Below are 23,202 nucleotides of genomic sequence, written 5' to 3' on the forward strand. Positions count from 1 at the left end.
CGAAAGCTTCAGACGATGCGGACGCGTTCGTGGGAGGCAGAAATGTTCATGGCTTCACGATACTTCGCCACGGTGCGCCGCGCCACCGGTATTCCACTGGTCTTGAGCAGCTCAGCCAGCTTCGCGTCAGAAAGCGGTTTGCGCGGGTTTTCGCCATCGATCAGGTTGCGGATCATCGACTGGATGGCGGTGCTGGACGCCTCGCCGCCACCCTCGGTATCGATGCCGGAGGCGAAGAACGCGCGCAGCGGCAGGGTGCCGCGCGGGGTGCGCACGTACTTGCGGGCGATGGCGCGGGAAATGGTGGATTCGTGCAGGTCCAGTTCGCTGGCGATTTCACGCAGCGTCAACGGGCGCAGGGCCTGTTCGCCGAATTCCAGGAAGCCGGCCTGGTGGTGCAGCAGGCTGCCGACCACGCGCAGCAGGGTTTCGCCGCGCGCCTCCAGGCTCTTGAGCAGCCAGCGGGCCTCCTGCAGCTGCGCGCGCAGGTAGCTGGCGTCGGCATCGCCGCAGCGGCGGATCAACTGTTCGTAGCCGCGGTGGATGACCACCCGGGGGCCGGCGTGGCCGGCCAGCGCGCAACGCCAGATGCCGCGCTGGCGCCAGATCACGCAGTCCGGCACCACGTAGGTGTCCGAGGTCAGTTCGCCGAGTTGCTTGCCCGGGCGCGGGTCCAGCGAGCGCAGCAGCTGCACGGCCTGCTCGACCGCGTCCAGGGGCTGCTTGAGTTCCTGGGCGATGCCGGGGATGCCGGCGCGCGGCAGGCGCTCCAGCGGGCCGGCGGCGATGCCGCGGGCCAACACCAGGCCCGGGGTGTCGGCGGGCAGGGCATCCAGTTGCAGGGACAGGCATTCCCCCAGCGAGCGCGCGCCCACGCCGGCCGGGTCGAAGCGCTGGATCTGGCTTAGCACCGCGAGGATTTCGTCCTCGTCGGCATGGATATCGGGAAGCAGGGTTTCGGCGATGCCCGGCAGCGGCTCGCGCAGGTAGCCGTCCTCGTCCAGTGCATCGATCAGGGCCACGCCGATGGCGCGGTCGCGGGCACTGAGGTGGGACAGGTGCAACTGCCAGAGCAGGTGGTCGGCCAGCGTGTCGGCTTCGGCGGCCTGTTCGCGGCTGTCGCCGTCGCCGTCCTCGTCGAAGGAGCCGCCGTGGCCGCTGCTCCAGTCCTCGTCCCGGCCTTCCCAGCTGTCGCCATCGTCGCTGATGTCGCCCTGGCCGAGGTCGGCCGGAGCTTCATCGCCGGACGCGCCCGGCGCGGCCTCGTCGTCGCCGGCGTTGTCGCCGTTCTCGGCCCATTCCAGCAGGGGATTGGTTTCCACCGCCTCGACCAGTTCCAGTTCGAGCTCGGTGCTGGACATCTGCAACAGCCGGATGGCCTGACGCAACTGGGGCGTCATGACCAGGCTCTGTCCCATCGATGTCTGCAGCCGAGCTTTCATGCCGGGTTCCGTCCGGGGAAGGGCGTGACGTTGGCCGCAGGCTCAGAGGGTGAACGCGTCTCCCAGGTAGACGCGGCGAACGTCGGTGTTGGCCAGCAGCTGTTCCGGTGCCCCCTGCGCGAGAACGCTGCCTTCAGCGAGGATATACGCCCGGTCGCAGATTCCCAAGGTCTCGCGCACGTTGTGGTCGGTGATCAATACGCCGATGCCACGCTGCTTGAGGTGGGTGACGATGCGCTGGATTTCGCCGACCGAGATCGGGTCGACGCCGGCGAAGGGTTCGTCGAGCAGGATCATGCGCGGCTTGGCCGCCAGCGCGCGGGCGATCTCGCAGCGGCGACGCTCACCACCGGACAGGCTGGCGCCGGCCTGGCTGGCGACGTGGCTGATCTGCAGTTCTTCCAGCAGCGCCGACAGTTCGCGCTCGCGGCCCTCGGCGTCGAGGTCGTCGCGCAGCTCCAGCACCAGCCGGATGTTGTCGGCCACGCTCAGCTTGCGGAACACCGACGGCTCCTGCGGCAGGTAGCCTACGCCCAGCTTGGCGCGCGAGTACATCGGGTCGGCGGTGATGTCCTGGCCATCGAGCACGATGCTGCCGGCATCGGCGGCGACCAGGCCGACGATCATGTAGAAGCAGGTGGTCTTGCCGGCACCGTTGGGGCCGAGCAGGCCGACCACTTCACCGGCTTCCAGGGTGAGCCCGAAGTCCTTGACGACTTCGCGGTTCTTGTAGCGCTTGCGCAGGCCTTGGGCGACGAGCATTACTTCTTGTCTCCCTGCGCGGCCGGTGCCTTGGCCTTGGGCTGGATGACGGTACGCACGCGGGTGCCGTCGCCGCCGCTCTGCATCGCGCCGGTGCGGGTGTTGTAGACCATGCGCTGGCCGGCATTGGTGCCGCGCTCGGACTCGACGTTGTAGTTGCCGGTGAGGATGATCACTTCGCTGCTGATGTTGTAGTCCATGTTGTCGGCACGGGCGTTCATCCAGGTGTTGTCATCCATCTGCTGCTTCAGGGTGGCCTGCTTGCCGGTCAGGATCACCCGCTCGGTCTCGCCGTTGCGCTGGATCACGTCGGCGCTGTCGGCGTGGATCTCCAGCGTGCCCTGGACGATCACCACGTCACCGCGGAACTGGCATTTGCCGTTGTCGCTGAAGTTGCAGTCGTTGTTGTTGGAGTCGATCGTCATCGGCTGGTTGCGGTCCGAGCTCTTGGCCCACGCCAGGCCAGGTGCGAGCAGGGCGGCGAGCAGGGTGATCGACGCGAGCTTAGCGGGCAGCATTGGGTTCATAGCGGGTCTTGACTCGGGATTGGAGGGAGTACTGCTGGGTTTTCAGGTTGGACTGGAAGCCGACGCCGGTCTGGCTCAGGCCCGGCCGGGTCAGGGTGACCTGGGCCTCGGTGCGGGCCAGGTTCTGCTTCGGGAAGATATCCAGCGAGGTCGTGCGGAAGGTGGTGGGCGGGGTCTTGCCGTCCTTGGGGCTGTCACCGGCCACGTTGCCGCGCAGGCGCAGCTCCTCGCCCTTGGGGCTGACCCAGCCGGTGTCGGCGCGCAACTCCCAGTGGTTGCCCGCATCATCGGGCAGCAGGAACAACGGCTGGGTGATGGTCGAGGTCTGGTCGGCGCGCTTGCGCTGCATCGCCGGTGCCCGCAGCGTGGCCGACTCCTTGCCTTCCTCGTCCAGGCTGATGATCTCGAAGTTGGAGAGCACGAAGTCGTTGACGTTCTCGCTGATCTGTTCCGGGCCGGCCACGGTTCGATGGCGCCAGGCCGAAATGCCGGTGACCAGCGCGGCGATGAACAGGCCGACGCCTAGGACGGTGCGCCAGTTCATCAGGCGTACCTCGCCAGCACGGCTTCCACCTGGCCCTGCGCCGCCAGCAGGGCGTCGCACAGCTCGCGCGCTGCGCCGCGGCCGCCGGCGGCGCGGGTCTGCCAGTGCACGCGTTCGGCGATCCACGGGTGGGCGTCGGCCGGGGCAACGGCCAGCCCGACCGCGCCCAGCGGGGCCAGGTCCGGCAGGTCGTCGCCGAGGAAGGCCACCTGGTCCAGGCCGATACCGTGCTGCTCGCACAACGCCCGCACGCTGGCCAGCTTGTCGCCGACGGCGATCTGGGTATCGATGCCCAGGTCAGCACCACGCTTCTGGGCCGACAGGCTGTTGCGGGCAGTGATCAGCACCGGATGGATGCCGTGCTGCTGCAGCAGTTTCAGCCCCAGCCCGTCCTGCACGTAATACGCCTTGCTCTCGTTGCCGGCATGGTCGTAGTACAGGCGGCCGTCGGTCAGCGTGCCATCCACGTCGAAGCAGGCCAGCCGGATGCGTGCGGCCACGGCGTGCAGCGGGGCGGGGAAGTGGTCGAGCGGGGAATAGGGCATCAGCGGGCAAGGTCCGTTGCGGCGGGCATTTCGGGGTAGATGGGGGATTGTGCGGGGTTTAAACCACTTTTGCCCGCAACAGGTCATGAATGTTCAGGGCGCCGACCGGGCGATTGTCGCCATCGACCACGATCAGGCCGTTGATCTTGTGCTTCTCCAGCAAACGTGCCGCTTCCACGGCCAACTGGTCGGCGCCGATGGTGCGCGGGCCGCGGGTCATCACCTGGGCGATGCCGGCGGTGCGCACGTCCACGTCGGTGTCCAGGGCACGGCGCAGGTCACCGTCGGTGAACAGGCCGACCAGGCGGCCGTCGGCATCGACCACCGAGGTCATGCCCAGGCGCTTGCGGCTCATTTCCATCAGCGCCTGGCTCAGGCTGGCGTCCTCGGGCACGCTGGGTAGGTCCGCGCCGCTGTGCATCACGTCGGTGATGTGCAGCAGCAGGCGCCGGCCCAGGCTGCCGGCCGGGTGCGAGCGGGCGAAATCGTCGGCGGTGAAGCCGCGCGCGTCGAGCAGGGCCACGGCCAGTGCGTCGCCCATCGCCAGCGAGGCGGTGGTGCTGGAGGTCGGGGCCAGGGCCAGCGGGCAGGCCTCGTGGTCCACATTCACGTCCAGGTGCACGTCGGCGGCCTTGGCCAGGCTGGACTGGGGCCGGCCGGTCATCGAGATCAGGGGGTTGCCCTGGCGCTTGAGCACCGGCAGCAGCATCAGCACTTCGTCCGACTCACCGGAGTAGGACAGCGCCAGTACCACGTCGTCCTCGGTGATCATGCCCAGGTCGCCATGCCCGGCTTCACCGGGGTGCACGTAAAAGGAGGGGGTGCCGGTGGAGGCCAGGGTGGCGGCGATCTTGCGCGCGATATGCCCGGACTTGCCCATGCCGGTGGTCACCACCCGTCCCGGGGAGGCCAGCACCAGCCGGCAGGCGGCGGCGAATTCGGCGCCGATGCGGCCCCCCACGCGGTCCAGCTCGGTACGTTCGATCTCGAACACGCGCCGGCCACTGGCGACCAGGTCGGTATCACGCAGGGTATCGAGAGAAAGCGGGGAAGCAGCCATGCGGGCGCCACTCGGAATAGTAGAATGGACGTTCATTTTATTAGGAAAGCGCTTTGGACGCCGAGACCATCCGAAACCTTATCGAAGCCGGGCTGCCCGGCGCCCGTGCCGACGTGCAGGGTGAAGACGGCGTTCACTTCGAAGCGATGGTGGTCTGCGAGGCCTTTGCCGGCAAGCTGCCGCTGGCCCGCCACCGCATGGTCTATGCGACGCTGGGCGACCTGATGGGCGGCGCGATCCACGCGCTGGCGCTCAAGACCGTTACCCCGGGTGAAGCCGGCTGAGCCGGCGCACCTCCATTTCCCCTATTCCGGCTTCCACATCCATGGCAAAAATCGTAGTCACCGGCGGCAAGGCGCTGAACGGTGAGGTTCATATCTCCGGCGCCAAGAACGCCGTCCTGCCGATCCTGTGCGCCACCCTGCTGGCCGATGCGCCGGTGGAAATCACCAACGTGCCGCACCTGCACGACGTGATCACCACCGTGAAGCTGCTCGGCGAGCTGGGCGCCAAGGTCACCATCGACCAGGGCACGCTGTCGCGCGGCAGCGCGGTGGTGGTGGACCCGCGCAGCGTGGACCAGCACGTCGCGCCGTATGAGCTGGTCAAGACCATGCGTGCCTCGATCCTGGTACTGGGGCCGCTGCTGGCCAAGTTCGGGCAGGCCGAAGTGTCGCTGCCGGGTGGCTGCGCCATTGGCTCGCGCCCGGTCGACCAGCACATCAAGGGCCTGCAGGCGCTGGGTGCGCACATCAACGTCGAGAACGGTTTCATCAAGGCGCATGTCGACGGTCGCCTGAAGGGCGGTCGCTATACGTTCGACATGGTCAGCGTCACCGGTACCGAGAACGTGCTGATGGCCGCGGTGCTGGCCGAAGGCACCACCGTCCTGGAAAACGCGGCGATGGAGCCGGAGGTGTCCGACCTGGCGCACTGCCTGATCGCGCTGGGCGCGAAGATCGAGGGCATCGGCACCGCGCGGCTGGTGATCGAGGGCGTGGAGCGCCTGCACGGCGGCCGCCACGCGGTGCTACCGGACCGCATCGAGACCGGCACCTTCCTGGTCGCCGCGGCGATGACCGGCGGCCGCATCGTCGTGCGCAACGCGCGCCCGGACACGATGGACGCGGTGCTGCAGAAGCTGGTCGAGGCCGGTGCCGAGATCAGCACCACCGAGGACACCATCACCCTGGACATGCACGGCAAGCGGCCCAAGGCGGTGAACATCACCACCGCGCCGCACCCGGCCTTCCCGACCGACATGCAGGCCCAGTTCATGGCCATGAACTGCGTGGCCGACGGCGTGGGCGTGATCAAGGAAACGATCTTCGAAAACCGCTTCATGCACGTCAACGAGCTGCTGCGCCTGGGCGCGGACATCCAGGTGGAAGGGCATACCGCCATCGTCCGCGGCGCCGAGCGGCTGAGCGGTGCGCCGGTGATGGCCACCGACCTGCGCGCCTCGGCCTCGCTGATCCTGGCCGGCCTGCTGGCCGAGGGCGACACCACCATCGACCGCATCTACCACCTTGACCGTGGCTACGAGAACATCGAGGAAAAACTCGGTGCCCTCGGTGCCAGCATCCGGCGCGTGTCATGATCCTCAAGGGCCGTTTCACCCCGCGTCGCAAGGCATTGCTGGTCCTGGTGCTGATGGCCCTGGCCTGGCTGGGCTGGGGCTGGTACAGCGGCGTTGCGATCACCCGTGGCGTGGAAAAAGAACAGATGGACTGGAACGGCGATGGCCAGGTCAGTGGCGAGGAGTTCTTCCAGGCCTTCTACGCCGTGCAGGTGAAGGACACCGAGGAAGGCAACCGGCAATGCCGCAGCTTCGTGTGGCGCAGCAGCGGTGAGGAATTCCGCCGCGACTGCCGCACGGTGTTCAAGAAGGACGCCGCCGAATGAAAGAAGCCTCCGGACAGGAGGCTTCTTTTTTGCATTTCTGCATGTCGCGGTGACCGGGCGGCGGTCGTCACCGTGCGGTGCGACCTTCGGCCGGCCCGGGAGGGGCCAGCCGCGGGCGAGACTCAGTGGATCGAGCGGATGGTCAGGTCCAGCGCGTCCTTGCCGTTCTCACGCTGCAGCAGGCGCGCCGGCACCGGCATGCCGGGGACGATCCAGGCGATCTGTTCCTTGTTGCCGTCCACGCGCGACACCTTGGTCGCTTCCTGCGAGCGGCCATCGACGGTGACGTTTTCCTTGCCGATGACGCGGTAGGTCATCGGCTTGATGCGGCCGTCGTCGACCATGCGGTAGGTCAGCGGCTTGCCGGCGGCCAGGTCGCGGGCGATCGCCAGGTTGATCAGCAGGGCGTCCATGTCACCGGCGCGCAGGCTGATCGGGCCACTGCGGTCGGCCTTCACGTCACCGGTCCAGGTGGCCTGGTGGGTGTTCCAGTCATAGCGCGCGTCCACCTGCTTGCGCTTGATCAGCAGCACCGAGCGGTCATGGCTGGAGAGCGGGCGCAGCGTGCCGCCCTGTTCCTCGAACACGGTGCTCTGGCTCAGGTCGGCCATCGGGTTCTTGATCTGCAGGCTGTAGCGCCAGCGGTTGTTCGCCTCGCTGGCCAGGGTCATCACGCCACTGGCCTGCATGCCCATGTAGCTGGCCTGGTAGTTGGCGGTGAATGGCTCCAGCGCCAGGGCGGGGAGGCTGGCGATGGCCAGCACCGAGGCGGCGGCGATACGGAAGAGGGTCTTCATGCTCAGGCTCCTGTGTATTCGATCAGGCGCAGGTCGATCTCATCCTGCCCATCCTTGCGTTGCAGGATACGCACCGGCGTCGGCACGCCGTTTGCGATCCACATGATCATCTCGTCGTTGCCGCCGTTGGTGCGGTACACGCGCAGCGCGTCGTAGCTCAGCTCGCCGACCTGCACGTTCTCGGTGGCGTCGGCGGCGCGGTACTCGTGCTGGCGTACCCGGCCAACGTCGACGAAACGGTACTGCAGCGTCTTGCCGGGCATGGCATCGCGCATCAGCGACAGGTTGAGCAGCAGCGCACTCTGGTCACCCCGCTGCAGCGGGATCGGCTGCTGCCGTTCCTTCTTCAGGTCGCCCTGCCACTGCGCGGTGCCGGTCTGCCAGTTGTAGGTGCCGGTGACCTTCTTGCCCAGGAACAACGCCTTCTTGACCGTGCTCTGGCTCAGTGGCGTGTACACGTTGCCTTCGTTGTTGAAGACGGTGCTCTGCTCCAGGTTCAGGCCGAGCACGCTGGCGAAGCCGCGCTTGCCATGCACGCCCATGTCCACGCGCCACTGCGTGCCTTCGCCGCGCACCACCCGCATGGTGGCATCGCCGGCTTCCTTGCCCTTGTAGAAGGCCTGGTAGGTGGCTACGAAGGGCTCCAGCGGCGGTGGGGTCCATTCCATCGCCGGCAACGCGACGACCGTCGGCGGGGCCGGCGCCTGTTCCTGCGCCTGGCCTCCGGCGGTCGCCAGCAACGAGCTCAACACCAGCCATTTGAAGGGTTTGAGGGTCATGCGCAGCCGTCAGGCGAAAGGGAAGGGAGGGATCATGCCAGCACGCGGGTCAGCGCCATGTCGGGATCAGCCAGCCAGCGTGCCGTCGGAATCTAGGCGCAGCGGGCTGAGCAGGGACTGACCATCCAACTGGATGATGCCTCCCTGTTCAGCTACGCGTCCGGCGACCAGCAGCCGGGCGGTTGCCAGCAGCAGTGGGTGTTCGACCGCCAGCACGCGCCGGGCCAGCTGCTCGGCGCTGTCGCCGGCCAGCACCGGTACCCGTGCCTGGGCGATGACGTTGCCGGCATCCAGTTCAGGAACCACGAAGTGGACACTGGCGCCGTGCTCGGCATCCCCGGCCTCGATTGCCCGGGCGTGGGTATCCAGGCCCTTGTGCAATGGCAGCAGCGACGGGTGGATGTTGACCAAGCGGCCCTGGAAGCGTTCCACGAACGCGGCGCCGAGGATGCGCATGTAACCGGCGCAGATGACCCAGTCGGGCCGGCAGGCGGCTAGGGCATCCCCCAGCGCGGCGTCGAAGGCCTCGCGGTTGTCGAATTCGCGCGGCGAGCGTGCCCAGCGCAGGGCTGGCGGTACCTTTCCCAGGGCGGCCGCGGCCGGTTTGTCGGACAGCACGCCGACGATCTCGGCATCCAGCTGGCCGCCGGCAATGGCGTCCAGAAGGCATTGCAGGTTGCTGCCGCGACCGGACGCCAGCACGGCGATGCGTGAACGGGTGTTCATGCAAGCGCCTTGCGGGCCAATGGCCAGACCAGCAGGCTGCCCAGCGTGGCCAGCAGCATGTCGGCATGGGCATCCCAGGGATCGCCCTGCTGGCCGTTGTAGGCCTCGGCCGCGTCGGGGGACAGCGCCAGCGCGATGCCCCATTCGAACCACTCGTAGACCAGGCTCGAGCACATGATCGTCATCACCGCGAGGGTGAAGGCGTGCCCGAAACGGAGCCGCGGCCAGGCATGGCGGACCAGCTGGACCAGCGCCGGGGTGAAGCACACCCCGTACAGGAAATGGATCAACCGGTCGAAATGGTTGCGCTTCCAGCCAAAGGCGGCGTCCGGCGACCAGCCCACCAGCGACTGCAGCCACTGGTCATAGGGAATGTTGGAGTACAGCCAGCGGGCGGCAATGCAGTGGATGGCGATGAAGCCGCAGATCGCCGCGAAGGCGCCATTGCCCAGGCGCCAGCGCCGGTCCACCCACCACAGGCCGGCCAGGCCAAGGACGGTCAGCGAACTGTGCAGTGACTGCTCCAGCGGCCACAACGGCTTTATCCAGGTGGCAACGAACACCGCCAGCACAGCGCCGAAGGCGAGTTTCTTGGCGGTGTTCATGCGAGGCGGCCCCGCAGCGGGGAAGGCAGCGACAGGACAGGGTTCAAGCAAAGGCCGCCTTGACCTGGGGGCGCAACAGCACGATCAGGGTGAATACACCCAGGACCGTGCCGAACGGCATCATCATGCAGGAGATGCCGGCCACCACCAGGCACAGGGTATGGCGCCGGCGCTGCGCCAGGCAGCGCCCGGCGTAGACCATGAAGCCGGCCAGGGTCAGCCCGCAGGTGATGAAGATGCCGGCGAAGGCGACGAAGAACCAGCCGACCAGCTGCGGCTCGAGCTCCGCGTTGGGGTTGTTCGCGTCCACCGGCAACTTGCCCGACACCATGGCCAGCCCCAGCACCAGGTGCAGGACGGGGAACAGCGAGAACAAGCCGGTGAAGCCCGCCAGCACGTAGTGGAAGATCGACAGCAGGCGCAGGTGGTTGGCGTCCTCTGCGGGCAGGTCGAGTGGTGGCGGAACGGGGGCGTTCACTGCGTCCATGAGTGGCACCTTGTGGGTCGGGAGGGGCTTCAGCCGATGCGCACGCGTTCGGTGCCGGTGGCCGCGACCACCTCGCCGACCTGCCAGTGCGCCAGTTCCAGGGCGTCGAGCGAGGCGTTGATGGCGGCGACCTGGTCGGCCGGCACCAGCAGCACGAACCCGATGCCGCAGTTGAAGGTGCGCCACATCTCGCTGTCGGCGACGTTGCCTTCGCGCTGCAGCCACTGGAACACCGGCGGCAGCGTCCAGCTGCGCGCGTCGATGTCCAGGCCCAGGCCTTCGGGTACCACGCGGATGATGTTCTCGGTCAGGCCGCCACCGGTGATGTGGGCCATGCCGTGGATGGCGGTGCCGTGTTCCTTGAGCAGGGACAGCAGCGGCTTGACGTACAGGCGGGTCGGCGCCATCAGCGCATCGACCAGCTTCACTCCGTTCTCCAGCACCAGCTCGGCCGGGCTGCCGGCACGCTCGTAGATGCGGCGGACCAGCGAGTAGCCGTTGGAGTGCGGGCCGGAGGAGGCGATGCCTATCAGCACGTCGCCCTGCTGCACGGCCGAGCCGTCCTTCAGCTCGCTCTTTTCCACGGCCGCGACGGTGAACCCGGCCAGGTCGTATTCGCCCGGGGCGTACATGTCCGGCATTTCGGCGGTTTCACCGCCGATCAGGGCGCAACCGGCTTCGGTGCAGCCATTGGCGATGCCGCCCACCACCGCGGCGGCGGTGTCGATGTCCAGCTTGCCGGTGGCGAAGTAATCCAGGAAGAACAGCGGCTCGGCGCCCTGCACCAGCACGTCGTTGACGCACATGGCAACCAGGTCGATGCCGATCGTGTCATGGCGGCCCAGCTGCTGGGCCAGCTTCAGCTTGGTGCCGACGCCGTCGGTACCGGACACCAGCACCGGCTCGCGGTACTTGTTGGACAGGTCGAACAGGGCGCCGAAGCCGCCCAGCCCGCCCATCACCTCCGGGCGGAAGCTGCGCTTGACCAAGGGCTTGATGCGCTCCACCAATTCATTGCCCGCGTCGATGTCGACACCGGCGTCACGGTAGGTGAGGGGAGAGTTGGCGGAAGTCGGGGTGCTGGTCACGGTCGGCTGCGCTGGCGGGGTGAACGGTCGATTTTAACAGGCCACGTTGGCGCGAAGGCCCCATTCGGGCAACAATTCCCCCCGGAACCGTCGAGCAATGGAATATTCAATGCGTCGCAGCCTGGTCACAATCCTGTTTCTGGCGCTCTGCCTGCCCTTGGGCGGCGGTGCGCTGGCCCAGTCGGGCATGCGTACCGAAGGGGACGTCGCCAATGCCAGCGGCACCTACGAGGCCGAAGTGCCGGTCAACAGCCAGAGCGACGCCGACCGTGGCGGTGCGCTGGCGCGCGCGCTGGGCGCGGTGCTGGGCAAGTTGTCCGGTGACCGCGCCGCGATGACCCGCCCGGGCGTGGCGCAGGCGCTGCGCAGCGCCAAGGACATGGTCGAGAGCTACGACTACCGCCAGGACCAGAGCATCGGCGCCAGCGGTGCGCCGAGCTACCGGACCATGCTGGTCGCGCGCTTCCGCCAGGACGACGTGGACGGGCTGGTCGCCGCGCTGGGCCTGCCGGTCTGGCCGCAGCCACGGCCCAAGCCGGTGATCTGGCTGGCCATCGACGATGGCAGCGGCCCGCGCCTGGTCGGCACCCAGCAGGCCAATGCGGCCCGCCCGTTGCTGGACCGCGCGATCGAGCGCGGCTACCGGCTGGGACTGCCGGCCGGCGGCGCCGCCGAGCAGGCGCTGGTCGGCGCGATCTGGCGCCAGGACACCGCCGCGGTCGCACGCGCCTCGGCGCGCTACGCGCCGCCGATGCAGCTGGTGGGCAAGCTCTACCGCGCCGGCGGTGGTGGTTGGCAGGCCGATTGGGTGTTCGTCGACAACGGCCGCGAACTGTCCAAGTGGACCACCCGTGATGGCGATGCCCGCCGCGCGATGGCCGGTGGCGCCGACGGTGTCGCCGATGCGTTGGTGCGTCGCTATGCCAAGGCCCCGGTGGCCGGCGCGGCGGGCACGTACCGCATCGCGATCAACGGCATCCGCGGTGCCGACGACTACCTGCGGGCAGCCTCCGCGCTGCAGGGCGCGGCCGTGGTCAAGTCGATCATCCCGATCCAGGCCAACGGTGACCGGCTGGAGCTGGACGTGGAGCTGATGACCGGCCTGCCGGGCCTGAACCGCATGCTGGGCCAGAATTCGCCGTTGCAGCCGGTTGGCCAGGCGGTCCAGGACGGCGATGCGACCGAAGGCACCGACACCGGCAGCAAGCAGGGCGAGTACCGCATTCGATGAGCACCGAAACCCCGGAAGCAGAAATCGCACTGTTCCTGCGCCGCCTGAAATGGATGGTGGTCTCCGCGTTCGGCTTGTGGGTGATGTGGCTGCTGGCGCCGATCCTGACCCCGTTCGTGGTCGCGCTGATGCTGGGCTGGCTGGGCGACCCGCTGGTGGACCGGCTGGAGGCACGTGGCCGCTCGCGCAATACCGCGGTGGTCATGGTGTTCGCGCTGATGGTGCTGTTGCTGGTGTTGGCGCTGCTGATCCTGGTGCCGATGATCGAGCGGCAGATCACCACCCTTGTGGCCGCGTTGCCGCAGGGCCAGGCCTGGTTGATGGGCACGGCGATCCCGTGGATCGAGGCCAAGACCGGCCTTGAGCTGATGGGCTGGCTGGACCCGGACCGCCTGATCGATTGGATCCGCAGCCACTGGCAGCAGGCCGGCGGCGTGGCCAGCACTTTCTTCGGCTACCTGTCGCGCTCGGGTTTCGCGATGGTGGCCTGGGTGGTCAACCTGGCGCTGCTGCCGATCTTGGCGTACTACTTCCTGCGTGACTGGGACAAGCTAGTGGAGCGGGTGGCGTCGGTGATCCCGCGTAACCACATCGAAACCGTCTCGCGGTTGGCCAAGGAATCAGACGAGGTGCTCGGGGCGTTCATCCGCGGGCAGATCGCGGTGATGATCGCGCTGGGCGTGGTGTATGCGGTGGGCCTGTCGGTGGTGGGGCTCAAGCTGGGCCTGCTGATCGGCATCGTGGCTGGCCTGATCAGCTTCATCCCGTACCTGGGCGCGACCACCGGCGTGGTCATGGCGGTGCTGGCCGCGCTGGTGCAGGCACAGGGGTTCGACCTGAAGCTGCTGGTGCTGGTGGGCGTGGTGTTCACCGTCGGCCAGCTCTTGGAAAGCTACGTGCTGACCCCACGTATCGTCGGCGACAAGATCGGCCTGCACCCGGTGGCGGTGATCTTCGCGGTGATGGCCGGTGGCCAATTGTTTGGTTTCCTGGGGATGCTGCTGGCCCTGCCGGCGGCAGCCGTGATCAACGTGCTGCTGCGCTACGCGCACGAACGTTATCGCCAGAGTGAGTTGTACGCAGGCCATGGGCCGACGATCGTGCTGGACCCGCGGAGCAGTGATGCCCCGACGGAACTGGCCATCGTGTCGAAGGATGTAGAACCGAAGTGAGTGTGCCGCAGTTGCCGCTGGCCTTGCGCTATCCGCCTGACCAGCGATTCGAGACGTTCATCGGCGCGCCGGATGGCGCGCTGGCCCAGTTGCGCGCGCTTGCCGTCGGCAGCAGCCACGACTGGATCTTCCTTGCCGGTGCCGGTGGCACCGGCAAGACGCATTTGTCGCTGGCCACCTGTGCCGCCGCGCTGGAAGCTGGGCGTCGCCCGGCCTACCTGCCGCTGCAGGCGGCCGGCAAGCGCCTGAACGAGGCGCTGGAAGCCCTGGAAGGCCATGACGTGGTGGCGCTGGACGGGCTGGAGTACATCGCCGGCCGCCGCGAGCAGGAAGTCACCCTGTTCGAGTTCCACAACCGCGCGCGCGCGGCCGATGTGACCCTGCTGTACACCGCGCGCTGCACGCCCGACGCGCTGGGGCTGGTGCTGCCGGACCTGCGCTCGCGGCTGTCGCAATGCGGGCGCATCATGCTCGACCCGCTGGACGACGAAGGCCGCGCGGCGGTGCTGCGCGAGCGTTCGGTGCGGCGTGGGCTGGTGATGGACGAGGCCACGCTGGACTGGCTGCTGAACCGCACCGGCCGCGACCTGAGCGGGTTGGTGACGCTGTTGGAGAAACTGGACCGCGAATCGCTGGCGGCCAAGCGGCGCATCACCGTGCCGTTCCTCAAGCGCGTGCTGGAAGCGGGTAGCGGCGAGTAAGCCCGACCGCCTGGGCTGGGATGGAATTCCCGTGTTGTTGTTCTATTGGCCGTTGGAGAGCGCAGCCCTCCCCTTCGCTGCGCGAAAGGGAGGGCTGGGGAGGGGTAAGCGCTTCGCGTTTGACCCGAAAAGCCTGCCAGGCAACTTCCGCAGCGCTGAACTCAGCCGGCAGTACCGCGGAGTTCCGCATCCAGTTGCCGCAAGCGCTGCGGCGTGCCGACGTCGGTCCAGGCGCCGGCGTGGCGCTGGCCGCTGATTGCTCCCTTTGCCATTGCCGCACGCAACAAGGGGGCGAGCTTGAAACGGGGAGGCGTTTCCGCGTTGCGCTCGCCATCACCGATCACGGCCCGCCAATCCTGCAGCAGCGCTGGCCGGTAAAGGCCGATGCCGGAGAACGTCAGCCGCACGGCATCACCGTCATCGCGCAGTTGGCCATCCGGGCCAAGGATGAAGTCCCCGCGTGGGTGATGCGCCGGGTTGTCGACCATCACCAGGTGCGCCAGGCCGTCCAGCGTGGACGGCAGGCGCGCGAAATCGAAATCGCTCCAGATATCGCCATTGACCGCGATGAACGGCGCATCGCCGAGCAGGGGCAGTGCGTTGCACATGCCGCCGCCGGTCTCCAGTGGCGTCGGGCCTTCGTAACTGAAATGCAGGCGCAGACCCCAGCGGCTGCCATCGCCCAGCTGCCGGGGAAACTGCTCGGCGAGCCAACTGGTGTTGATCACCACCTCGTTGATCCCCAATGCGGCCAGGCGCTGCAGGTGCCATTCGATCAATGGTGTGCCGGCAACCGGCAGCAGCGGCTTGGGCGTGTGGTCGGTCAGCGGGCGCATGCGTTCGCCCAGGCCGGCGGCAAAGATCAGCGCCTTCATGCCTCGCCCTTGGCGGCCAGCGCAGGCTTGATGCGGCGCTCGAACACGTCGTGCAGCGGCGCCAGCTCCGGATGGCGTGGCAGCACTTCGTCCAGGTAGCGGAGGAAGCGCGGTGCGTCGGCGTAGTAGTGCGGCTTGTGGTCGCGGTCGCGCAGGCGCACGAACAGGCCCAGGATCTTGAGGTGGCGCTGCACGCCCATCCAGTCGGCATCGCGCAGGAACAACGGCCACGGCCGCACCGGCAGGCCGGCTTCCTGTGCGCGGGCGTGGTAGCGCGCCAGCCAGCCATCCACGCGTGCCAGCGGCCAGCTCAGGAACGCGTCCTTGAACAGGCTGACCGGGTCGTAGGCGATCGGCCCGCGCACCAGGTCCTGGAAATCCAGCACGGCCAGCGTGTCGTCGACCGGCATCAGGTTGCGCGGCATGAAGTCACGGTGGGTGAGCACCTGCGGCTGGTTGAGCGCGTTGTCCATCAGGCGGCGCTGGACCCGCTGAAGCTGGTCGACCTCACCACAGTCCAGTTGCAGGCCAAGGTGCTTGCGCAGGAACCACTCGTCGAACAGGCCGGCATCGCGTTGCAACAGCGCTTCGCCGAACGCGCCGAGCCCCTCCGGGACCGGGATCGACTGCAGCCGGATCAACTGGTCGAAGGCCGCCTCGAACCAGGCATCGGCGTTGTCTTCGTTGATGTGGCGGGCGAGGGTGGGCACGCCGAGGTCTTCCAGCAGCAGGAAGCCGTTGTCGACGTCGCGGGCAAGCACCTGCGGCACCCGCACGCCATGCGGGGCGAGCAGGTCATGCATGCGCAGCCAGGGCGTGACGTCTTCCAGCCCAGGCGGCGAATCCATCACGATGTGGCTGCCGCGTGCGCCGGTGGCACGCCAGTAGCTGCGGAAGCCGGCGTCGACCGAGGCGCGCTCCAGCGCGGCATCGGCATCGCCCAGGGCGGTACGTGCCCAGTGCAGGCGCTGCTGCGCGCGCAGCGGGTCGGTAGCGGGATCGGTCATGGACGGGTACGTCAAAACGGCGCCTTGCGACGCCGGGAATCAGGGAATGCGGCGGGAAGGCTCAGCGCTTGTTGCCGCTGATCAGCCGCAGCAGGGCGAGGATGGCGACTGCACCGATGATGGCGCCGAGGAAGCCGGCCGGCTGTCCCGCCGAGTACCAGCCCATCTCGCGGCCGAACCAGCCGGCGAACACGGCACCAGCAATGCCGAGCACAATGGTCAACAGGCAGCCCATGCGGTTGTTGCCGGGCATGAAGAACCGCCCCAGCAGGCCGACGAAGAAGCCGATCAGGATGATGTACAGCCAGCTGTCACTGCCAAACAGTCCGCTCATGTGCGTGCCTGCCAGAAGGAAAGACGCAGCCTAGCAAGGCCGGGCTGCGTCCGTCATCAAGCCGGCCGGGCTCAGCAGCAGCCGTGGCCGCCGTGGCGGGTGCCGCTGTCGGCATGCACCTTGGAGCCGCTGGTCTCGCCGCGCAGGCTGGCTGCGTGGTGGTCGAACAGCACCTTGGACACGCACGAGGTCACGCGCTTGCCCATCGGGATGTGCAGGAACTCGTTCGGGCCGTGCGCGTTGGAGTGCGGGCCGAGCACGCCGGTGATCATGAACTGCGCGCCCGGGAACTTCTCGCCCAGCATGCCCATGAACGGGATCGAGCCGCCTTCGCCCATGTACATGGCCGGCTTGCCGAAGAAGGCCTGGCTGGCGTCGTCGATGGACTTCTCCAGCCACGGCGCCATCGCTGGCGCATTCCAGCCGGTGGAGGCCTTTTCCAGGTCCAGGCTGACGTGCGCGCCGTTCGGCGGGTCGCGCAGCAGCGCTTCCTTGAGCAGCTCGCCGCAGGCCTTGCCGTTGGCGGTCGGCGGCAGGCGCAGCGACAGCTTCACCGCCGTTTCCGGGCGCAGTACGTTGCCGGCCGATTCCAGCGGCGGCATGCCGCCGATGCCGGTCACCGACAGCGCCGGGCGCCAGGTGCGGTTGAGCACCAGCTCGGCCAGGTCGTCGTTCATCGGCTTGAGGCCATCGACCAGCGGGAACTTGTCGAAGATGGCGGTATCGACCACCTCGGCGGCGCGCTTGGCCTGCTCCAGGCGTTCGGCCGGGATCTCGGTGTGCAGGCCGTCGAGCAGGATGCGGCCGGTCTTTTCGTCCTCGATGCGCGAGAGCAGCTGGCGCAGCAGGCGGAAGCTGGACGGCACCACGCCGGAGGCATCGCCGGAGTGCACGCCCTCGTTGAGCACCTTCACGGTGAAGTTGCCGCCGGTCAGGCCGCGCAGCGAGGTGGTGCACCACAGCTGGTCGTAGTTCGCGCAGCCCGAATCCAGGCAGACCACCAGCGACGGCTGGCCGATGCGGTCGGCCAGGTGGTCGACGTAGGCCGGCAGGTCGTAGGAGCCGGATTCTTCGCAGGCTTCGATCAGGATCACGCAGCGGGCGTGGGGCAGGCCCTGCTCCTGCAGGGCGAGCACGGCGGCCAGCGAGCCGAAGATGGCGTAGCCGTCATCGGCGCCGCCGCGGCCGTACAGCTTGTCGCCGCGCAGCACCGGCTTCCACGGGCCGAGGTCGTCGTCCCAACCGGTCATTTCCGGCTGCTTGTCCAGGTGGCCGTAGAGCAGCACGGTGTCGTCGCCCGTCTCCGGGCCGGTGGCCGGGATTTCCAGGAAAATCAGCGGGGTACGGCCTTCCAGACGCACCACTTCAACCTGCAGGCCGGGGATCTTCTGCGCCTTGGCCCAGGTCTCCATCAGGCCCACGGCCTGGTCCATGTAGCCGTTGGCGACCCAGTTGGCGTCGAACATCGGCGACTTGTTGGGGATACGGATGTAATCGACCAATTGCGGGACGATGTCGTTGTCCCACTTGTCGCTGAGAAATTGGCCGATCTTGGCGCTGTCCATCTGGATCTCCGGTAGCAATGTCAGGTGTAACCATTCTACGCCCGCTGCCCTTGAATGGGCCTTGTAGGGGTTTTCCTACAAGACGTCGGGATGTTCGCCGGCTGTGTAAACGAGGCGTGACGGATAGCCTATGTTCATGTGGTGCGGAACACTTGTTCCACCGGCGGGAATGCCGGGGAGCGGTCCCAAACCACAAGGAGTAGTGATGAAGCTTTTCACCGTGATGCTGAAGTCACTGGTTCTGGCGTTGGTGTTGACCCTATCGGCGAAAGCCACGGACAAGGTCGATATCAACACCGCCTCCGCGGCGGAGCTGGATCAGGTGATGGTGAATGTCGGCCCCTCAAAGGCGCAGGCAATCATCGATCATCGACAGGCAAACGGCCCCTTCAAGAGTGTCGAGGAACTGGCGCTGGTGAAGGGAATCGGGCTGAAGACGGTCGAACGGAATCGAGACCTGATCGAGGCGAGGGCTGGAGCTGCCCCCGCCGACAGCAGGAGGCCGGCAGGAACACCGGCAGTCAAACCGATCGAAAGGCGCTGACAAGGACGTGACTTATTCGTGTTCCGCCAGGAGGGCGGACCACCAGGAACCCAAAAGGGCCAGGACGCTGGGGATAGGCAGGACGCCAACAGGGAAGTGAGATCGCCCGGTGTTGCACAGTGACGTGCAGCCGGGCGTTCTTTTTGGGCTTGGTTAGAGCAGAAGGCGCCTCGTGGGACGCCTTTCTCGTGTCTGGAATATTGAATGCTGGAATGCCGCAGGAAAGGCGTGGCTTGTCGCCAATCCGGGCATCCCTTCGCGATCCTCCGGAGCAAACCTCCGGCCCTGCGACATGGCCATCGGCGTTCATCCGGCCGCATGCCAAAGGCGTGCAAACGGTCCTCTCCCTGCCTTCTGCGGCGCGAACAGTGGCGAGCAATTGGCTTCCGCCATTGCCTTTGCTGTTCTGCTCCTTTCCTGCCGTGCAGCGAAGGGGAGGTGTAGAGGGGCGCTTGTTGAGCGCTGGTGGTGATGGCTGACGCCGCTAGCCGCAAGAGGTACAGGGCCAGAGCGGGCAATGACACGGCGCTGCGATCACATGGCAGCCTTTCCGAGTTCCGAGTTCCGAGTTCCGAGTTCCGAGTTCCCTGTCCCGGTATCAAACCAGCCCGGTCATGTAATACACCGCGATGATCGCGAATACCGCCAGGGTCTTGATCAGGGTGATGGCGAAGATGTCCTTGTAGGACTGGCGGTGGGTCAGGCCGGTGACGGCCAGCACGGTGATCACCGCGCCGTTGTGCGGCAGCGTGTCCATGCCGCCGGAGGCCATGGCCGCCACGCGGTGCAGGACTTCCATCGGGATGCCCGCGGCGTGCGCATTGGCGATGAAGCTGTCGGCCATCGCGGCCAGCGCGATGCTCATGCCGCCCGAGGCCGAGCCGGTGATGCCGGCCATGGCGGTGACCGACACCGCTTCGTTGACCAGCGGGTTGGGGATGGCGCCAAGGGCGTTGGAGACCACCAGGAAGCCGGGCAGGGCGGCGATGACCGCGCCGAAGCCGTACTCCGAGGCGGTGTTCATCGAGGCCAGCATGGCGCCGCCGATGGCCGACTTGGTGCCTTCGGCGAAGGCCGTGACCACGGGTTTCCAGGCGAAGGCGATGACACTGAGGATGCCGAGCAGCAGCGCCCCCTGTACCGCCCAGATGGCGGCCATCTTGGAGACCTCCTGCACCACCGGGGCCGGATTGCCGATGACCGCCGGCAGGAAGGACTGGGTTTCACCGTAGAAACCGGGGATCCAGCGGGTGAACAGGAAGTTGGAGACGCCGACCAGGATCAGCGGCAGGATCGCCAGCAGCGGATGGGCCAGCTTGTCGCCACGGAAGGCCTCTGGCTCGTTGCGCAGCTCCTCGCCGGTGCCGGCATAGCCTTCGCCTTTGGCGATGGCGGTACGGCGGCGCCATTCCAGGTAGCTCATGCCCAGCAACATGATCACCACGGTGCCGATCACGCCCAGCCATGGGGCGGCCCAGCTGTTGGTGCCGAAGAAGGCCGACGGGATGATGTTCTGGATCTGCGGCGTGCCCGGCAGGGCATCCATGGTGAAGCTGAAGGCCCCCAGCGCGATGGTGCCGGGGATCAGTCGCTTGGGGATGTTGCTCTGGCGGAACAGTTCGGCCGCGAACGGGTAGACCGCGAACACCACCACGAACAGCGACACGCCGCCGTAGGTCAGCACGGCGCAGACCAGCACGATCGACAGCATCGCGCGTTGGGCGCCGACCAGCTTGATGGTGGCGCTGACGATGGACTTGGAGAAGCCGGAGATCTCGATCAGCTTGCCGAACACCGCGCCGAGCACGAACACCGGGAAGTACAGCTTGAGGAAGCCGACCATCTTGTCCATGAACAGCCCGGTGAACATCGGCTGGACCAGGGTCGGGTCGGTCAGCAGCACCGCGCCCAGCGCGGCCACCGGGGCGAACAGGATGACGCTGTAGCCGCGGTAGGCCACGAACATCAGGAAGCACAGGGCCGCCAGTACGATCAGAAACGACATCCACGGCTCCCGGCCAATACGTTGCCGGCGAGTATCGGGACGCGCGGGCGGCCGGCCCACTGTACGAAGGGACGATACGCGGCCGGCTAACGCGTCGTTAACGTGCGCAGCATGGCGGCATCCCATTGCCGCTGCGTCATACCCGGGAGGAGGGAGACCAATGAAGCGCAAGTATCTGAGCATGGCCATCGGCGGCATTCTGCTGGCGCCGGCCGCATTCGTGCAGGCCCAGGAGCAGCAGGCCACGGCGGCGGGCACCCAGGCCACGCAGCTGGACGAAGTGACCGTGACGGCACGCCGTCGCAGCGAGTCCATCCAGGACGTACCGGTGGCGGTGAGCGCCTTCGGCGAGGAGCAGATCAAGGACCTGCAGGCCTCGACCGTGGAGGGCCTGCAGGGCGCGGTGCCGAACATGAACATCGCCCAGGGCCGTGGTTCGGCCAACAGCGTCAACGTGTTCATCCGTGGCATCGGCCAGCCGGATGCACTGCAGACCTTCGACCCGGGCGTGGGCATGTACGTCGATGACGTGTACTACTCGCGCATCAACGGCGCGCTGTTCTCGCTGTTCGACATCCAGCAGCTGGAAGTGCTGCGCGGCCCGCAGGGCACGCTGTACGGCAAGAACTCCACCGGCGGCGCGATCAAGCTGACCACCAAGAACCCGTTCGACAACGAGGGCGGCGCGGTGGAAGTGACCGCCGGTGACTACGGTCGCCTGGAGGGCCGCTTCTACGTGTCAGGCCAGCTGAGCGATACGGTGGCCGGCAGCATCGCCGGTGCCAAGATCACCAACGACGGCTACGTGAAGGACGCCGACACCGGCAAGCGCTACAACGACGACGACACCGAAGCGCTGCGCCTGAAGCTGGCCTTCAAGCCGACCGACAACTTCAGCGCGGTGCTGTCGCTGGATACCACCAAGCAGGATGCGGCGCTGACCCTGGGCCGGCCGATGGCCAACCTGGTCCAGACCAGCCTGGCGCCGGGCGGCGCGATCGTGCTCAAGCCGGGTGAAACCGGCGAATGGAACCGTCGCGCGCGGACCTCGTTCGACGATGGCCAGGGCCAGTACCTGAAGCACTCCGGTGCGTCGCTGGCGATGGATTGGGACATCAACGAGCAATGGACGCTGAAGAGCATCAGCTCCTACCGCAAGCTCAAGACCGAGTCGTACATCGACATCGATGCATCCGAGTATGAGCTGGGCGACGTGCTGGTGGCGCTGGACCAGAACCAGAAGAGCCAGGAATTCCAGCTCCATTACGACAATGGTTCCAACCTGCATGCCACCTTCGGCGCGTACTACATGAAGGAGAACGTGCCGTCGTACCAAGAGGCGTATGCCGATGACCTGTTCTCGTTCCTGGGCGCCAAGGTGCCGTTCCTGCGCACGATCGACGACGACCTGACCACTACCTCGACCGCCGCCTTCGCCCACGTGAACTGGGAGTTCGTGCCGAGCTGGACCGTGGCCGCCGGCGTGCGCTGGACCAAGGACAAGAAGGACTACGAGCGTTCCACCAGCACGTTCTGGGGCGCGCCGTTCGCCGGCCTGAATGGAACCGTGGCCTTCGATGCAAAGGCATCGTGGACCGCCGTGACCCCGTCGATCAGCCTGCAGAAGGCCTTCAGCGACAACCTGATGGGCTATGTGTCGGCCAACCGCGGCTTCAAGTCGGGCGGCTTCAATGGTCGCGCCAACACCGTGTATGACACCGAGCATGCCAAGTTCGATCCGGAATACGTGTGGACCTACGAGCTGGGCCTGAAGGGCAGCTCGGCCGACCACCGCTTCCGCGGCAGCGCGGCGGCGTTCTACAGCAACTACAGCGACTTCCAGGCCCGTGTGTCGCAGGACGTGGGCACCTTCCCGGTGTTGAACGCCGCCAAGCTGAACATCAAGGGCATCGAGCTGGAAGGCAGTGCGCTGCTGGGTGAGTCCACCACGCTGAGCGCGCAGGTGGGCTGGATGGACGCCAAGTACGACAAGTTCGAGGACTTCCGCCTGGATCCGTCCTACCCGGGCTTCGACCCGAACGTCAGCCACGCACACGTGCCGTTCTCGCCGGACTGGACCGCGCGCGTGGCACTGCAGCACGTGTTCCCGCTGGGTGACAGCGGCAGCCTGACGCTGGGCGGTGATGTGTCCTACCGCAGCGAGACCTGGCTGTCGGTGGACAACCGTGCCGTGTTGAGCCAGGACGCGTACACGCTGCTCGGCGCCTACGGCGTGTGGGATTCGCCGCAGATGAGCTGGCAGGTGCGCGCGGGCGTGCGCAACCTGACCGACAAGCAGTACATGACCGAAGGCCAGGAGTTCGCCAGCGTGGGCAACATCCAGACCGCGTACTACGGTCTGCCGCGCAACTGGTATGTGTCGGTGCGTTACAACTTCTGATGCAGCGCCAGGGCCGGTGACGGCACCGGGACGCGAATCGAAGCAGAAGCGATGGCCCTTCCCGCAGTAGCGGGAAGGGCCTTGTTCGTTCTTGGGTACG

Annotated in this window: 25 protein-coding genes; 8 read left to right on the forward strand and 17 right to left on the reverse strand. The window is 67.1% G+C overall.

All coding sequences use genetic code 11. From position 1 onward, the window contains the following. Positions 1-8: 8 nt before the first annotated feature. From VA603_RS07760 to VA603_RS07785, 6 genes are read right to left on the reverse strand one after another with little or no spacing between them, the layout of a single operon-like run. Entirely contained in the window at positions 9-1,442 is a 1,434-nt protein-coding gene (locus tag VA603_RS07760) for an RNA polymerase factor sigma-54 (protein WP_323438433.1), read from the reverse strand. Positions 1,443-1,484: 42 nt separating this feature from the next. After that, positions 1,485-2,204, reverse strand: a complete 720-nt coding sequence (gene lptB / locus VA603_RS07765; RefSeq protein ID WP_192286500.1) for an LPS export ABC transporter ATP-binding protein — start codon at positions 2,202-2,204, stop codon at positions 1,485-1,487. Then, positions 2,204-2,731, reverse strand: coding sequence for a lipopolysaccharide transport periplasmic protein LptA (gene lptA / locus VA603_RS07770; protein ID WP_132864758.1), 528 nt, complete (start codon positions 2,729-2,731; stop codon positions 2,204-2,206). Before lptA ends, lptB begins: the two co-directional genes overlap by 1 nt. Continuing rightward, positions 2,709-3,275 carry an LPS export ABC transporter periplasmic protein LptC gene (gene lptC / locus VA603_RS07775; protein ID WP_132864757.1) on the reverse strand — a complete coding sequence of 189 codons (567 nt, stop codon included), beginning with the start codon at positions 3,273-3,275 and terminating at the stop codon, positions 2,709-2,711. The genes lptA and lptC overlap by 23 nt, the downstream gene beginning before the upstream one ends. After that, a complete protein-coding gene (locus VA603_RS07780) occupies positions 3,275-3,820 on the reverse strand; it encodes a KdsC family phosphatase (protein ID WP_323438434.1) in 546 nt (181 codons plus the stop codon). The genes lptC and VA603_RS07780 overlap by 1 nt, the downstream gene beginning before the upstream one ends. A 58-nt stretch (positions 3,821-3,878) precedes the next feature. Beyond that, positions 3,879-4,880 carry a KpsF/GutQ family sugar-phosphate isomerase gene (locus tag VA603_RS07785; protein WP_132864755.1) on the reverse strand — a complete coding sequence of 334 codons (1,002 nt, stop codon included), beginning with the start codon at positions 4,878-4,880 and terminating at the stop codon, positions 3,879-3,881. A gap of 53 nt (positions 4,881-4,933) precedes the next feature. Here VA603_RS07785 and VA603_RS07790 point away from each other — a divergent pair, with 53 nt between their 5' ends. The 3 genes from VA603_RS07790 to VA603_RS07800 are packed head-to-tail and all read left to right on the forward strand — an operon-like array spanning position 4,934 to position 6,785. After that, on the forward strand, positions 4,934-5,164 hold the full coding sequence (locus VA603_RS07790; protein WP_323438435.1) for a BolA family protein: 231 nt from the start codon (positions 4,934-4,936) through the stop codon (positions 5,162-5,164). A 41-nt stretch (positions 5,165-5,205) separates the two neighbouring features. Continuing rightward, the gene (gene murA, locus VA603_RS07795; RefSeq protein WP_132864753.1) at positions 5,206-6,480 is read left to right on the forward strand and encodes a UDP-N-acetylglucosamine 1-carboxyvinyltransferase; all 1,275 of its coding nucleotides are present in this window, start codon (positions 5,206-5,208) and stop codon (positions 6,478-6,480) included. Further along, on the forward strand, positions 6,477-6,785 hold the full coding sequence (locus VA603_RS07800; RefSeq protein WP_132864752.1) for an EF-hand domain-containing protein: 309 nt from the start codon (positions 6,477-6,479) through the stop codon (positions 6,783-6,785). The genes murA and VA603_RS07800 overlap by 4 nt, the downstream gene beginning before the upstream one ends. Before the next feature lie 122 nt (positions 6,786-6,907). Here VA603_RS07800 and VA603_RS07805 read toward each other — a convergent pair whose 3' ends face one another. The 6 genes from VA603_RS07805 to purM all read right to left on the reverse strand — a co-directional run bounded on the left by VA603_RS07805 (position 6,908) and on the right by purM (position 11,267). Further along, the gene (locus VA603_RS07805; RefSeq protein ID WP_323438436.1) at positions 6,908-7,582 is read right to left on the reverse strand and encodes a DUF3108 domain-containing protein; all 675 of its coding nucleotides are present in this window, start codon (positions 7,580-7,582) and stop codon (positions 6,908-6,910) included. A gap of 2 nt (positions 7,583-7,584) precedes the next feature. After that, positions 7,585-8,361: a DUF3108 domain-containing protein gene (locus VA603_RS07810; protein WP_323438437.1), complete on the reverse strand. Its 777-nt coding sequence runs from the start codon at positions 8,359-8,361 to the stop codon at positions 7,585-7,587. 66 nt (positions 8,362-8,427) lie between these two features. Further along, positions 8,428-9,087: a phosphoribosylglycinamide formyltransferase gene (purN, locus tag VA603_RS07815; protein ID WP_323438438.1), complete on the reverse strand. Its 660-nt coding sequence runs from the start codon at positions 9,085-9,087 to the stop codon at positions 8,428-8,430. Beyond that, positions 9,084-9,692: a DUF2238 domain-containing protein gene (locus VA603_RS07820; protein WP_313253926.1), complete on the reverse strand. Its 609-nt coding sequence runs from the start codon at positions 9,690-9,692 to the stop codon at positions 9,084-9,086. The genes purN and VA603_RS07820 overlap by 4 nt, the downstream gene beginning before the upstream one ends. A gap of 43 nt (positions 9,693-9,735) precedes the next feature. Continuing rightward, positions 9,736-10,179 carry a hypothetical protein gene (locus VA603_RS07825; RefSeq protein ID WP_192286492.1) on the reverse strand — a complete coding sequence of 148 codons (444 nt, stop codon included), beginning with the start codon at positions 10,177-10,179 and terminating at the stop codon, positions 9,736-9,738. Positions 10,180-10,208: 29 nt separating this feature from the next. Further along, the gene (gene purM / locus VA603_RS07830) at positions 10,209-11,267 is read right to left on the reverse strand and encodes a phosphoribosylformylglycinamidine cyclo-ligase (RefSeq protein WP_323438439.1); all 1,059 of its coding nucleotides are present in this window, start codon (positions 11,265-11,267) and stop codon (positions 10,209-10,211) included. Positions 11,268-11,364: 97 nt separating this feature from the next. Here purM and VA603_RS07835 point away from each other — a divergent pair, with 97 nt between their 5' ends. From VA603_RS07835 to hda, 3 genes are read left to right on the forward strand one after another with little or no spacing between them, the layout of a single operon-like run. Beyond that, entirely contained in the window at positions 11,365-12,498 is a 1,134-nt protein-coding gene (locus VA603_RS07835; RefSeq protein ID WP_323438440.1) for a DUF2066 domain-containing protein, read from the forward strand. Next, positions 12,495-13,670, forward strand: a complete 1,176-nt coding sequence (locus VA603_RS07840; protein WP_323438441.1) for an AI-2E family transporter — start codon at positions 12,495-12,497, stop codon at positions 13,668-13,670. The genes VA603_RS07835 and VA603_RS07840 overlap by 4 nt, the downstream gene beginning before the upstream one ends. Further along, the gene (gene hda, locus VA603_RS07845) at positions 13,667-14,371 is read left to right on the forward strand and encodes a DnaA regulatory inactivator Hda (RefSeq protein ID WP_323438442.1); all 705 of its coding nucleotides are present in this window, start codon (positions 13,667-13,669) and stop codon (positions 14,369-14,371) included. Before VA603_RS07840 ends, hda begins: the two co-directional genes overlap by 4 nt. 161 nt (positions 14,372-14,532) lie before the next feature. On the opposite strand, the gene murU is transcribed toward hda, so the two are convergent. The 4 genes from murU to VA603_RS07865 all read right to left on the reverse strand — a co-directional run bounded on the left by murU (position 14,533) and on the right by VA603_RS07865 (position 18,152). After that, on the reverse strand, positions 14,533-15,246 hold the full coding sequence (murU, locus tag VA603_RS07850; RefSeq protein ID WP_323438443.1) for an N-acetylmuramate alpha-1-phosphate uridylyltransferase MurU: 714 nt from the start codon (positions 15,244-15,246) through the stop codon (positions 14,533-14,535). Further along, positions 15,243-16,253, reverse strand: coding sequence for an aminoglycoside phosphotransferase family protein (locus VA603_RS07855; protein WP_323438444.1), 1,011 nt, complete (start codon positions 16,251-16,253; stop codon positions 15,243-15,245). The genes murU and VA603_RS07855 overlap by 4 nt, the downstream gene beginning before the upstream one ends. A 61-nt stretch (positions 16,254-16,314) precedes the next feature. Then, the gene (locus tag VA603_RS07860; RefSeq protein WP_313253911.1) at positions 16,315-16,587 is read right to left on the reverse strand and encodes a GlsB/YeaQ/YmgE family stress response membrane protein; all 273 of its coding nucleotides are present in this window, start codon (positions 16,585-16,587) and stop codon (positions 16,315-16,317) included. 71 nt (positions 16,588-16,658) lie between these two features. Continuing rightward, a complete protein-coding gene (locus tag VA603_RS07865; RefSeq protein ID WP_323438445.1) occupies positions 16,659-18,152 on the reverse strand; it encodes a M20 family metallopeptidase in 1,494 nt (497 codons plus the stop codon). 136 nt (positions 18,153-18,288) lie between these two features. Here VA603_RS07865 and VA603_RS07870 point away from each other — a divergent pair, with 136 nt between their 5' ends. Then, the gene (locus VA603_RS07870) at positions 18,289-18,696 is read left to right on the forward strand and encodes a ComEA family DNA-binding protein (RefSeq protein WP_192287272.1); all 408 of its coding nucleotides are present in this window, start codon (positions 18,289-18,291) and stop codon (positions 18,694-18,696) included. Positions 18,697-19,294: 598 nt separating this feature from the next. On the opposite strand, the gene VA603_RS07875 is transcribed toward VA603_RS07870, so the two are convergent. Beyond that, on the reverse strand, positions 19,295-20,701 hold the full coding sequence (locus VA603_RS07875) for a GntP family permease (RefSeq protein ID WP_192286485.1): 1,407 nt from the start codon (positions 20,699-20,701) through the stop codon (positions 19,295-19,297). A 160-nt stretch (positions 20,702-20,861) separates the two neighbouring features. Here VA603_RS07875 and VA603_RS07880 point away from each other — a divergent pair, with 160 nt between their 5' ends. Continuing rightward, on the forward strand, positions 20,862-23,102 hold the full coding sequence (locus VA603_RS07880; protein ID WP_132864736.1) for a TonB-dependent receptor: 2,241 nt from the start codon (positions 20,862-20,864) through the stop codon (positions 23,100-23,102). Positions 23,103-23,202 lie beyond the last annotated feature (100 nt).

It is taken from the genome of Stenotrophomonas capsici (assembly GCF_034961085.1).
Lineage (GTDB): Bacteria > Pseudomonadota > Gammaproteobacteria > Xanthomonadales > Xanthomonadaceae > Stenotrophomonas > Stenotrophomonas capsici.